At 69.7% G+C, this 12235-nt stretch carries 10 protein-coding genes and 2 pseudogenes; 7 read left to right on the top strand and 5 right to left on the bottom strand.

Annotated features, from left to right (window positions below; genetic code table 11):
* Nucleotides 1-575 precede the first annotated feature (575 nt).
* Together E6U81_RS29500 and E6U81_RS29495 are read left to right on the top strand one after the other, a co-directional pair.
* A complete protein-coding gene (locus tag E6U81_RS29500) occupies nt 576-1085 on the top strand; it encodes a hypothetical protein (protein WP_136233078.1) in 510 nt (169 codons plus the stop codon).
* A 354-nt stretch (nt 1086-1439) separates the two neighbouring features.
* The gene (locus tag E6U81_RS29495) at nt 1440-1919 is read left to right on the top strand and encodes a hypothetical protein (protein ID WP_136233077.1); all 480 of its coding nucleotides are present in this window, start codon (nt 1440-1442) and stop codon (nt 1917-1919) included.
* A gap of 20 nt (nt 1920-1939) precedes the next feature.
* Here the strand turns inward: E6U81_RS29495 and istB are convergent.
* A pseudogene (gene istB, locus E6U81_RS29490) lies at nt 1940-2740 on the bottom strand (IS21-like element helper ATPase IstB).
* A gap of 46 nt (nt 2741-2786) precedes the next feature.
* Nucleotides 2787-4298: pseudogene (locus E6U81_RS41275) on the bottom strand (IS21 family transposase); the annotation flags it as partial.
* Nucleotides 4299-4717: 419 nt separating this feature from the next.
* Here E6U81_RS41275 and E6U81_RS29480 point away from each other — a divergent pair.
* From E6U81_RS29480 to E6U81_RS29465, 5 genes are all read left to right on the top strand, one after another.
* The gene (locus E6U81_RS29480; RefSeq protein ID WP_136233076.1) at nt 4718-4978 is read left to right on the top strand and encodes a hypothetical protein; all 261 of its coding nucleotides are present in this window, start codon (nt 4718-4720) and stop codon (nt 4976-4978) included.
* A 121-nt stretch (nt 4979-5099) separates the two neighbouring features.
* Nucleotides 5100-5318: a transposase gene (locus E6U81_RS40075; RefSeq protein WP_168714768.1), complete on the top strand. Its 219-nt coding sequence runs from the start codon at nt 5100-5102 to the stop codon at nt 5316-5318.
* A 272-nt stretch (nt 5319-5590) separates the two neighbouring features.
* Nucleotides 5591-6334, top strand: coding sequence for a DUF6193 family natural product biosynthesis protein (locus tag E6U81_RS29475; RefSeq protein ID WP_136233075.1), 744 nt, complete (start codon nt 5591-5593; stop codon nt 6332-6334).
* 234 nt (nt 6335-6568) lie between these two features.
* Nucleotides 6569-6763 (top strand): hypothetical protein, encoded by a 195-nt coding sequence (locus E6U81_RS29470; RefSeq protein WP_136233074.1) that lies wholly within the window; start codon nt 6569-6571, stop codon nt 6761-6763.
* 904 nt (nt 6764-7667) lie between these two features.
* A complete protein-coding gene (locus tag E6U81_RS29465) occupies nt 7668-9278 on the top strand; it encodes a serine/threonine-protein kinase (protein WP_136233073.1) in 1611 nt (536 codons plus the stop codon).
* A 68-nt stretch (nt 9279-9346) separates the two neighbouring features.
* On the opposite strand, the gene E6U81_RS29460 is transcribed toward E6U81_RS29465, so the two are convergent.
* From E6U81_RS29460 to E6U81_RS29450, 3 genes are all read right to left on the bottom strand, one after another.
* Complete coding sequence (locus E6U81_RS29460) at nt 9347-10054, bottom strand: hypothetical protein (RefSeq protein WP_136233072.1); 708 nt, start codon at nt 10052-10054, stop codon at nt 9347-9349.
* Nucleotides 10055-10105: 51 nt separating this feature from the next.
* Complete coding sequence (locus E6U81_RS29455) at nt 10106-10825, bottom strand: peptidylprolyl isomerase (protein ID WP_136233071.1); 720 nt, start codon at nt 10823-10825, stop codon at nt 10106-10108.
* 433 nt (nt 10826-11258) lie between these two features.
* Nucleotides 11259-11966, bottom strand: coding sequence for a DUF2993 domain-containing protein (locus E6U81_RS29450; protein ID WP_240804081.1), 708 nt, complete (start codon nt 11964-11966; stop codon nt 11259-11261).
* Between the last annotated feature and the right edge of the window lie 269 nt (nt 11967-12235).

Raw genomic sequence — 12235 nt, 5'->3', positions numbered from 1 at the left:
GGCTGCGGCTGCGGGTGCCGATGCCGCATGACCTGGACGACCTGGCGGTGGAGGTCGCACTGAACGGCTACGGCAGCGGGCGCAACGTGCTGAAGAAGCAGGACGTGCCGGTGAACTTGCTGTGGTCGGACAGCGCGGCGACCGTGACCCCTCTCTCACGATCCATGTCGATCGCCTCATCGACTGCGGTGTTGCGGAAAGTCCGGCCGCGGTCCGCGCCCGCCCTGCTGCCGCATCCCTTTCCGTCGCGTCCACAGCAGGCAAGGGTCCTGCGCGGTCCTCGGCCCCGGACGCCTACCCGGCCGAGCCGGCCGCCGAGCTTCGGGCTGCTGGGCCCGCGCAGGGAGCCGTAGTCGAGCGGACCTGAGGGAGGCGGAACCGCATGGAGCCCGAAATCCGTGCGCGGCGGCGCTCCCACCGCCTCCAGCGCGACAACCCGGCTGAACAGGGAGTTCTGGTGGCCAGTTGCGGGTGCCACTAGCCCGGACGAGAATCCGAAGGGAGGGCGCAGTGTGCGCCGTCAGCGGAGCCGGTGAGGCGTTCGCCGCCCCATCGGGCGGCGAAAAGAGCAGCTTATGAAGACCACCGATCCGGCCCCGGCAGACGTCGGCGGCGTCACACCCTGCTTCGGTCGTGCCGACCGTACGCATGAGGACCACCCGGCGCCGGGCGACGCACCCTTCGGGCGGCCGGCCACGCGACGGGGCCGGTGGCTACGCCGGTGCACGTGCGGCGTGTTCGCCGGGCTCATGCTGGCCGTCGTCACGCCTGCCGGCGCGGCAGACAGTGTCCCGTACACCTGTGGAGTTACGCCCGAAGGCTTCGAGCGTTGTGATCGGGTGTACACGAGCCCCGGTGAGACGGTGACCGTCCAGGTGAGCAACACGGGGACGGTGTCGCAGGGCGATTTCCAGGCTGTCAACCGGGGCAACAAGGACGTTCTGGGGACGGTGCAGGACGTGACGCCTTCGTCCGGTGCGGCCGTCCTCTGGCGCAACGACACCGACCAGCTGGTCATCGTGGACATGCTGGCCAGGTCCGGCGAGAGCGGGCGGATCCACGGCATGCTGTCCGCCGCTCCCTGAACACGGTCACGCTTGGTGCAGGCGCGGAACATGTGTACCGCGGTGCTGTCGCACCGTCAGCTGCGAGGCCGCGCCCCCTCTCTGCCGGGCGGCCTTGGCCAGATCGGTGGTGCAGTGCAGGGTGGCTGTGTCAGTGACAACTGACTCCAGAAGTAGGTCAGTTCTGACTCCGTTCAAGGGTCTCAGGGGCAAGATCTGAATGTGAGAAGTGACTCCACCTCGGACAGGTGAGCGGGTGATATTTCGGCCGTTCTGGATCGTGGTCGACCTCTCGGACCGGTGGATCAAGCCGGTCCGAGCTGTGGCGGTAGGGCTCGCGATGCCCCGCCTTGGCGAGCGTGAAAGCATGCGGCCATGCCCCTCCCACACCCCAATGGCCACTACGCGATCACCGCGATGTACTCCGTAGCCGATGACGCCTGGTACTTGGAACTGGAGCTCGCCGCCGAGCAACTCCACCTTGTGACCGCAGTCGTCCCCGACGAGGATCCTGCACGAGAACCGACGGTCTGTTTCGACCCTCGCGGGCGTCACTTGGAAGTCCCCTACGACGTCATGCGCTGGTTCATGGACCAGGTCGAGGAACAGATCCGTTCGTCTCGTGCCTGGATGCAACTACGGCCCGAGCTTGTCGAGGCTATTTACCGACTGCGCCAGGAATACATGGGCTTCATCGACGATGAAGACTTCCCTCAGGTCGTGGCTGGCATACGTGCCGCACTTCCGGAAGCGGATCTCGTCGCCGTTCTCGCGGCCGCCTTCGGGCTGAATCCAGACGGCACCACCGTGGACCATCCACAAGCGCCTGCAGCTGACAAAGAAGACAGGACTTAGCCCCGTGACCTGGATAGACGTCAGCTCGTGACGGCTGCGGCCGCTTCGGCGCGGGCTCGTGTGACGGCCAGGCGGTAGGAGTCGGTGCCGGTCTCGATGATGTTGCCGCCGAAGGTGAGGCGGTCCACGATGGCAGCGCAGAGCCGGGGATCGGTGAAGGTTTTCGTCCAGCCTCCGAAGGATTCGTTGGAGGCTATCGCCACAGAGCTCTTTTCCTCGTGCTCGGTCAGAACCTGGAAGAGGAGTTCGGCGCCTCGCCGGTCCAGTTCCATGTAGCCGAGCTCGTCAATGCAGAGAAGGTCGACGCGGCCGTAGCGGGCGATGGTCTTGGCGAGGAGTTTCTCGTCGGCGGCTTCGACGAGTTCGTTGACGAGTTTGGTCGCGAGGACGTACTTGACCCGGTAGCCGTGCATCGCGGCCTCGGTGCCGAGCGCGATCAGCAGGTGTGACTTCCCGGTCCCCGAGTCGCCGGTCAGGCAGAGCGGCATGCTCTTCTTGACCCAGTCACAGGAGGACAGGGTGTGGATGGCCGCAGGGTCGATGGCCGGGTTGGCGTCGAAATCGAAGGCCCGGAGGGACTTGTCGCGCGGGAAGCCGGCCGCCTTGATGCGCCGCTCGGAGCGGCGCCGGGCCCTGTCGTGTCATTCCGACATCAGCAGCTCGGCCAGAAAGCCGCGGTAGGTCATCTGGTCCTGTTCGGCGGCCGCGGCCAGTTCCGGGTACTGGGCTCGGATCGTGGGCAGCCGCAGCATTCGGCATGCCTGGTCCACTGCCGCGTCCGCGGCTTCCTCGGTCAGTCCCCGGTTGCGCTTTGCGCTCATGATTCCCCCTGTTGGGCGGATGGTCCGCGTGCCGGCGGCGCAGCCGTAGCAGTTCGTCGTAGGCAACCACCGACGGCAGCGGCCTGGGGTCGGGCGGCAGCGCGGCCAGCCGGCGCGCGGTCAGCGAGGTCACCGTCGCCCCGCCCTCCGCCGGGCGCGTGATCCGTTCCTGGTGCGGGGCTGGCACGCGGGCATCGGTGTCGGCTGCTTTGCGGGCCTCCAGGGCGACGGCGTCCGCGGTCAGTGCGCCGGCCTTCAGAGCGGTCGCGATCCCGGCGACCACGTCCTCGTGGGTCATGTGCCGGTGCAGGAGCAGTACCGAGATCAGGGCCCGGGTGCCCTCGGGGTCGCCGTGGGCCTTGCGTGCGGCCTGCCACCAGGCGTCGTGGACCGGGGTGAACTTGCCGGCCGAACGGGCCTGCTCGAGCGCGTGGCGCCGGGAAAGGCGCCAGGCTTGCGGACCAGGGCCTCGAGATAGTGGTCCAGGTCCAACTGTGATCCGCCCTTGGCGATCAGCCGCTCGTGGCGGGCCACTTCCTTGGGGCCGTCGTAGACGACGAGCTCTGAGGCGTAGGACGATCCGTACCATCTGGTCGATCAGCCGCACCGGCACCGAATAGCGGTTGGTGCGGGCCGAGACTTGCCCGTAGCGGTCAACCCGCACCGAGGAGACGAACCCCGTCTCGAAGACCTTGTCAGGCAGCGGCACCAACAGCGGGCGCTCGGCCTGGAAGTACTCCCCAATGGTCTTGGGGCGGAGCCGGATGCGGCGGTCGTTGTTCTGCCGGTCCCACTGCTCGACCAGCAGATTCAGTTCCGCGAGGGTGTCCACCTGCGGGACGGGGACCAGGTGGTTTCTGCGGAACCAGCCGATCTGTCCCTCAACCCCGCCCTTCTCACGGGCGCCCTCAATGCCTGGGTGGCAGTAGAAACTGGTGATCGAAGAGTGCGAGCGGAACGCCGTCCACCGCTCGGATTCCACCCGGCGCCGGGTCAGGCCCAGCACCTGGGCCACCACCGCCCGCAACAGGAAGCACTTCGTCAGGGTGCCGGCCAGGTTGATCCACACGTCCCCGAAATCGACCTCCGCCTCATCGCCCGGGCGGTGGGTCGGCGGGATGAACGAGGCCGGCGGTCCGCGGCTCTCCTCGACCCGGATCTCCCGGCGCCGGTCGAAGACGTAGTCACGGACCATCGCGTACGACACTTCCTCAGCGCCGTACTCGTCGAGCAACCGGTGGAAGATCCGCGTGAGTGTGTGCCGCTGCTTGCGCGGAGCGTCCAGATCAGCCCGCAGCATCCCGTCGATGGCCAGCTTGTACGGATCAAGACGTGAACCCCGCGGCGGCATCCGCTTCCGGGCGGTGGGCCACGCCGACTCCAGCGCGAGAGCCACTGTGTGCCGACCCACCGAGTACTTCAGCGCCAGAGCGCGACTGGACAGACCCAACTCCCGCGCATCACGACGGATCGCGGCATACAACTCGACCTTGGAGCCGGGCACTGAAGTCCCCTCACGCTCGCTAGCACCCCGATGCTCCCACGACCAGACCTCCATTGGAGCAAATCCCATCAACGCGAACTCCACCCACGCGAGGTGGAGTCCGATATCGCTCTCCGACTGGAGTCACTTGTCGCCTATAGAGCCAGGATGGCGACCGACCCGGGCATGGTGCCCACGTTCGGCCACTGCGCATGTGTGCGAGTCCCACGACGACGGCTCGCCCATGCCGTCGGGCAGACTGGGGAGCCACCACCCGAGGAGGACACATAGATTCCGATGAACCGACGTACCAGTTCCGGCGCGACGCCCTTCGGCACGAAGGCCCCCCGAACCCGCCTGACGTGACAGGGGTGAACGGTTTGGCCCAAGCCGCTGGCATTGCGAGCTCCTGGATCCGCAGGGGCGTTACAGATCGTGTTCAGGTACTCAGTCGCCAGCGCCTGGTTCTTGAGATCTCACGGTTCGATGTCCGCGTGCTCGACGAGCCGCGCGGGCCGAGCACCTATCAGGTGCGGACGCTGGACCAGCAGCATGCCTTGATCTGGCTCGGCCACGCCGCCCACCTGCGCGACGCATTGGTCGTCGCCGACGAGCAGTTGTTGTCCCGAAGTACGTCCGTTGTGGTGGAGATTCGCAGAGGCCGTTCCCTCGTCGGCCTTCTGACGTCGGCGGACCTGGGCCGGGTGTGGCGCGGACTCGGCGGTCGCACGCGCGGCGGGCCGGGGCCGCGCTGACATTCGACGAGTTGGCGGTGCGGACCGGCCTGTCGCCGACCTTCGCTCGGCGGCTCCCGCACCCGGCCCCGGTGGCGGCCTGTTCAGCCGGGTCGCCTGCGAGGGCCCCTGCACCTGCTCCGTGTGGTCGACCGCGAGGGGTGAGGGGGACCAGCTCGGTGCGCCCGCCTTGGTCCTCATCGCCGAAGTGCTGTGGAGCACCTGCTACCTGCACGCCGCCGTTGAACAGTTGCGCGTCCTGCCCGCCGGCCGGCGCGAGCACGACGGCCTGGACGAGGACGTCCCGCGGCTCGGCCCGCTGGGGCATGCCGACGCCGACTTGGTTGTGCTCGGCCGCTGAAGCGGTCCGCGGAACCAGCCTGTTGGCTGCGTCGCCGCGACCCTGTGACCCGTTCGAGGCCGAGGGACGGCGACGCGGACGAGTAGGGTCGGGGCAGGCCCATCGAATGCGGCACGGGGGCAGAATCGCTCGGCCCCGCCCCCGCTCCGAATCCAGTCAGGGCGTCCCACCTGCCCGCTCCCGGAACGGGTCGCCGCTCCCACCGGATCGGGATCCCGCCTCCCTTTTACTCCCTGCGACGGCCGCCACACAGGCATGAAGATCGGAACACCATGAGTCGCGAACCAGACCCCGCCATCCTCTACCCGGACGTGGCCGCCCACGGCAGCCTCGCCGCAGCACTCCAAGCCGCAGCTGCCGACCAAGGTATGTCCCTCTCCATGGCCGCGACCCCGTCCGATCCGCTGCGTCATGCCGCGTTCACCAGTGTCGTCCCGCATCGCCACTCGGCCTACGTCACAGCGTGGCATCACGAGCGGAAGTGGACCATCTGGGGCTCGTCCAACGACAGGCTCATGGTCTGCGGCAACACCACTGACATACGTGCACTTCCCCGAGTGATCCGCGGCTGGGCGGAGGGGGCGAGCCTCGACGAGATCAGGCAGGCCGCGACCTTCGACCCGCTGACCGGGCGTTTCGAGGTCCCCGACAACAACCCCGCCGGCGTCATCGCCTCAGAGTGGCAGTGGCTGCTGAAGGACGCCGATGACGCCGACTGCTCGCAGTACAAGGCGCTCATCGAGTCAGCCCATGTCGAACCGAAGCTCCGCGGGCTCTACCCCTTCACGAGCCACTGGGCACTGAGCTTCTCCAACACGCCTGACGTCCCTTTCTCCCCGCCCTTCGTCTCGATCCACGCACCCCGGGGAACCGGCGAGTACACCATCAGAGAGTGGTGGAACGGCCCCGACCTGCATCACGTCACCACGGCCGCCGAAGCGGTCGCCATCGCCGTCGGCCGGATCCCCGCCGACCTGCTCCAGACGTCATATGTGAATCCTGCACAAGACTCCTGAGAGCCATACCGGCGACCCGGCCGAGTTCATCCGCCGCGGCCTGCACCTGCAGGCGGAGTCCGGCCTGCTGTCCGGCATGGACCCGGCCTCCGACGACCCGGGCACCGAGTTGACGGTCTCCGTCCTCGCCGCCTTGCTGGTGCGCCAGCCCGACACGATCAGCGAGAAGCCAGGCCCCGCCCCGCCCTGCCTCGCCGCGCTCGACCCGGTCCAGGCGGCGAAGGAGGGGGCGAGGTGTTCGGCGAAGGCGCCGCAGTCAAGGTCCTCGCCCAGCAGTACCAGGCGGGCCCGAAGACGATCCGCGGCGTCCTGGACGCGGCTGGCGCCCGCGAGCTGTCCGCCGAGCGGCTCGACATCCTTCGGGACCTGCCGCCGAGCATCAATCGGCGCCGGATACGAAGATCACTCTCGACCCTGCCTGGCCTCTGACCAGTACCGATACCCGGTCCGAGGGCCTTCGGCCGATACAAGCGGGGCTCGGGGCCGAGGCGGCGGCCGGTGCCGGCGGGTGGAGGCGGGGTCGCTTGCGGGTGGGGGGTGTGGGTGGGGTGGGTGTGCATACTGCTGGGTATGAGGTTTTCGCCCGTGGCCCGCATCCAGTTGATGATCACGTTTGTCCTGGTGATGTGCGGGGTGGCGGGCGGGGGCTGTTTCGGGTGGCTGTTGGGCGGACGGGTTCTGGGGGTCTTGGCTGCGGTGGCAGCGGGGCTGGGTGCGGGGATCGGGTCCTTCCTGTCGCGCCGGCATGTGGCCGCTTTCCTCCGCCCCGACCCCACCCTCGTTCCCGGCACCGGGGCCGGCCCCCGCGCCAGTACTGTGCCCGTTCCTGCTGCCGGTCCCAGTCCTGTGCCCTGTCCTGGTTCCGGTCCCAGTCCTGTGCCCGGTCCTGGTTCCGGTCCCGCCGACGGTCCCGGTCCTGACCTTGGTTCGGTTGCGGGTTCTGGAGATGTGGTGCCGGGTGGGTATGCGGAGGGGGTCGCGGACGCGGTGCTGGTGAGTGTGGCGACGTATCAAGCGGCGGCTTTCCCGCTGACGACCTTCGGGGTCAGTGAAGAGGAGCGTGCTGCGCGGCGAAGTGTCGCCTACCGGGTCTGTGCGCATGAGGGGCTGCCGCAGGCCGTGCGGGTGTCGGCGGCTGCCGCGTTGGAGGCGGTCGACGAGGGCGCGGATCCCGGGCGTGCGCATGCCGCGATGCGGGCGTTGTCACTGGCCGTGTATGACCAGCGGGCAGCTCGCTGAACCCTGGTGCTGCCTTGTGGCGCGTGAGGGCGTTTAGGGTGGCGTGATCAGGGCGGCCCGTCTCGGGCGCGGCGGTATCAGGCGTGGGGTGGGGGTGGCGTCGGTGCAGGATTTGCGGCCCGATGATCCGTCGGAGATCGGTGGTTACCGGCTGCTGGGGCGGTTGGGTGAGGGCGGGATGGGCGAGGTGTTCCTGGCCCGCACCGTCTCGGGGCGGCCGTTGGCGTTGAAGACCGTGCACCGGGATCTGAGTCAGACGGCGGATTTCGCCGAGCGTTTCGATCGGGAGATACGTACGAGCGACCGGGTGAGGGGCGCGTGGACGGTCTCGGTGGTCGATTTCAGTCCGCCGGGGGCTGCGCCGCAGTGGCTGGCGACGGAGTATGTGGCGGCGCCGTCGTTGGCCGACTGGGTTCACCGGCAGGGGCCGCTGCCCGTGCCCGCCTTGTACTGTCTGGCCCGGGAGCTGGCGGCTGCGTTGGTCACGGTGCAGGCGGCCGGGGTCGTCCATCGTGACATCAAGCCGGCCAACGTGCTGCTGGGCCGCGAGCGGCCTTTCCTGATCGATTTCGGGATCGCCCGCGGGGTGCGCGATGCCCGTTACACGCAGACCGGTGCGGTCATCGGCACTCCCGGCTATCTGGCTCCGGAACAGGCCACTGGTGCTGAGGTGCTGGCTGGGGCGGATGTGTTCTCTCTGGCCGCGGTCCTCGTCCACGCGGCGACCGGGCGTGGCCCGTTCCTTGCTGCGGGTGAGGAGTTGCAGCTGCCGGCTTTGCTGTACCGGATCGTGCATGACGAGCCTGGTCTGGAGGGTGTCCCGCAGGATCTGGCCGTACTGGTGGGGGAGTGCCTGGCCAAGGATCCGGCACTGCGGCCCACTGCCGTGGAACTCCACGGGCGTCTGACCGCCATCGCGGACGGGCGGGGGCTGGGGGACTGGGAGACGGTGGTCCCGGCTGCCCTGGCCGAGGACGTCGCCCGCCGGGAGAGCGAGCTGGCCCGCCTCCTCACCCCACCACCCCCGCCGGTGCCGGTGCCGCCTGTACCGGCGGGCCCGCCCGCTGTGCCGTCGTCTCCTACGGCTCCTGCCCCTGCTGTGTCCGCTGCCGGACGGGCGTCCGGCCGGGGCCGGCTGTACGCCGCGGCCGGCGCGGTCGCCGTCCTGGGGGTCCTGGCTGCGTTCCCTCTCCGGCTCCTCATGGACGGCGACCGCGACGGTGACCGTGACGGCGGCGGCAAGGACGTCCCGACCCCGGCCGCCTCTGGATCTGCTTCCGCATCCGCATCCGCGTCAGGGGCGGTTGTGCTGCCCGCCTCGTGGGTGGGGACCTGGTCCGGCACGGGGCCGGGGACGCCGGACGCGGACGGGATCACCCGGGCGAGGACGGGCCCGTTCTCGGTCACGGTCACCCTGAGCGCCGCGGCGGTCGGCGAGCTGGTGGGCCGGCAGGTCAGTGATGTCAAGGAGCTGCTCACCGGGCGGAACCTGGGCTGCACGGAGGCGCTGGAGTTGCGGCAGATCCGTCAGGACTCCGCTGTTTTCGCGGCGGTGACCAGCCACCCGACCGATCGCACGGCCACCTTCGAGTGTCCCCGGGGCAACCTCTACGTCCTGACCCTGACGCAGCCCGACCGTGTGACCCTGGAGTCGGAGGGGGCTCAGTCCGTGGGCGCTCCGGACACCCTCACCCGCCGCAGCTGACCCACCCCCGCCCGTCGGACGCGGCCGTGTTGGTGGCCGCCGTCAACGCTGTCGCGCCTCGGCCGCCGTCACGGTGACTTCTCCGGCGTGCGCCGGGGGGATTCGGATCGTGGTGCCTCGCGCAGGGAGGCATAGGCCAAGGCCACCCGCTGCCCTGCCTGCCAACGGTTGTTTCCAGCTCGGACCGATGATTTTTCCTTGGTCAACAACCATGGTCGACTATGTGTGCGGTTCGGTGGCGGGCGTGCGAACCCCCGAATGTGAGCGGGCCCGTCCCGTCCTCGGCGAGCGCCAGGGAGGTGCAGCCAGCCGCAGGCGGTCATTGCCTCGACCGGCAGCCGCGCGTCGGTACCGGGCAGCGGGGTGTGGTCGGCCGCGCGCGCGAGGAGCGGCGCGGCTGTGCTCCCACTGCCCCAGGACGCGCAGCAGCCGGTCCACAGCTGTTCCATCGTCGCCGGTGATGCCGCCGGTGCGCTGCTGTTGCCGGAGGCGGGCGGTGGGCGGCGGCCTGCTCGGCGCGCCGGGCTCTCGCCCCGCAGGGGACCTTGGCTGGTGACGTCGACCGAGGTGCTGGAGGCGAGGGCCTTGCGTTCCTGGAGGTCGGCGAGGAAATCCAGTTCGAGCTGGTCGCGCTGCTGGTGGGCGCGGAGGAGGTCTTCGAGTTCGATACGTTCGTCCCGCGGGGCGAGGGGCCGCAGCGTCGCCCCCGCGCCCGCGGATCGTCCGGCAGCCTTCGCGGCGCGGCCGCGGCCGTCATGGCCGGCCCAGGCGGCCACAGGCGCCAGGCATGCTCATGGAGGACGTGGCCGCGTCGCGGTGCGTCTATGTCAGCAGGACGGCCGGACGCGCAGCAGCTCGGTGCGGAGCGCGGGTGTGCCGTCGACCGGTGCCGGGTCCTCGGCTGTCGGCTCGATGCCTCCGGCGGCGACGTTGTCGAGTGTCTGCAGGCCGTCGGCGCCGACGGTGCCGAAGACGGTGTAGTTCGGTCGCAGCGCGGAGTCGCCGTAGACGACGAAGAACTGTGAACCGTTCGTGTCCGGACCTGCGTTGGCCATTGCGAGCACGCCGCGTGCGTAGAGGCGGCGGGTGCCGGTCGGGTCGGTGGGTGCGGGCGGCAGGTCCACCGGGAGCTCGTCCTTGTACTTGTACCCGGGTCCGCCCTCGCCGGTACCGGTCGGGTCGCCGCACTGCAGGACCTTCAGCGTCGGATACGCCGTCAGACGGTGGCACACCGTGCGGTTGTAGAACCCGTGCCGTGCCAGGTGCAGGAAACTCTGGACGGTGCACGGCGCCTTGGCCCGGTCCAAACTCAGCGGGAGTGGCCCCTGGCTGGTCGGAACAGCCACATCAACCGTGCCACGACTGGGGGTGCGCCGCGGGTCGGGCGGCAGCGGAACACGGCGCGCCGGCGGCTCGTCCGGGGTCTGCGTGTACTGGCAAGGGCCGTGTGTGGTGCGCGGCGGAGCACCATCGGAAGCGGTGGCGACACTCCCCCCGGACACGACTAACGCCACGGCCGCGGATGCGCTGATCAGTGCTCGTTTCATCTGAACGCCCTCCCGGTGATCTCCAGGTCTTGGAGCGGTCGCAGTCTAGGGTCTGGGGTGGTCCGCGGTAGTGGGAGTTTCGGCCGAACAGCGTGGCCGTAGCATCCGCTGCGTGGACGCCGACCACCACGTCTGCTGCCTCCGCCAACTGCAGGCGTCCGCCGCGCTCTTCGCGCGAGTGCTCATCGTCTTTTCCAGGGCGGGCTGCTGGAGACGGGGGAGGGCGAGCCGTTGCCGCGCGCGGCCCGTACCTCGCTCGATGCGACGGGCGCGTCGTGGCCACGCCAGGGACGCGGCCTCGCACCCTCCCCGTACGCGGGTGCCGCTCGTGTGCACCCGCTTCGGTCACCTGCCGGCTCTGCGAGTTCGACGCGGCGCGGAGGTGGGCGGCCTCGCTACGGAGTAGGGGCAGGGTCGCGGGCGGGGTATCCGTTCAGCGTCCCAGGAGGACCTGGTGCCCGGTGGCCTCCAGCTCCAGCCCGCCCGGGGTGGAGCGGGCCGCCGTGAAGTTGACGTTCTGGGGCATGGGGACCCGCCAGGTGTACTTGCTGTCGCCGAGCCCGGGAACGCGCAGCTCGAACTCGTCGGCCGCGACCGCTACGGTGGCCACCGTGTCCAGCGGTCGGCCGTTCCAGGTCCCGGTGATGCGCAGGCCGGCCTCCTGGGCATCGTCGGTGCCGCCGGTGTCCGGTGCGACGGTGAGGGCGCCGCCCTCGCCGAGCAGCCGGGACACCACGCCGGACAGGTCCTCGTAGCCGATGGTGAGGCGGCCGGTCACCAGGTTGGCACCGGCGCTGCGCGCGGTGAGCGAGGACACGGTCAGGCCCCGCAGGTCCAGGTCGAGCGTGCGCACGTTGAGGTGGTCGCCCTGGGCATTGACCGTGGTGTTGACCGAGAAGTTTCCCGCCCGCAGGGTCACGTGGTCGAGGCGGAGGTCCGCGGCCTGTGTGAGGAAGGGGAAGCCGTGAATCGAGACCTCGGCCGAGCCGTTGGTCGATCCCGCCCCGTAGCCGTACCTCTCCTGCGCGAGTGTGACGGCCTCCTTCTCGGCGTAGTGCACCGCGATCCGGTCCACGGCGACGAACAGCCCGGCGATGATGACGACCACGACCACCAGCACTTTGACCCAGCGCCGTCTCATTGCGTGTCCCCCGTGCCGTGGTGCTCGCCCCCTGCATGCACCGGATCGTCCGATCCTAAGGGCGTCGCCGAACGTGCCCGCAGGTGGGGCCAACTGCTGGGAACCTGTACTTCTACCCGGTCGGGTCGGGTAGCCCGGGCACATCCTGACCCGATGGACCCGTGGGGTGATGCCCCCCCGCCGGACGAGCAACGAAGCGCGGCGGCCCGGCCGCCCTGCGCGAGTTCTGCACCGGGCGGGGCTTCATCATCGGTAGCGGGGGGACGACG

The organism is Streptomyces sp. A0592, from assembly GCF_004795115.1.
Classification (GTDB): domain Bacteria; phylum Actinomycetota; class Actinomycetes; order Streptomycetales; family Streptomycetaceae; genus Streptomyces; species Streptomyces erythrochromogenes.
The sequence above is the reverse complement of the archived record's forward strand: the minus strand, read 5'-3'. Positions and strand labels throughout refer to the sequence as shown.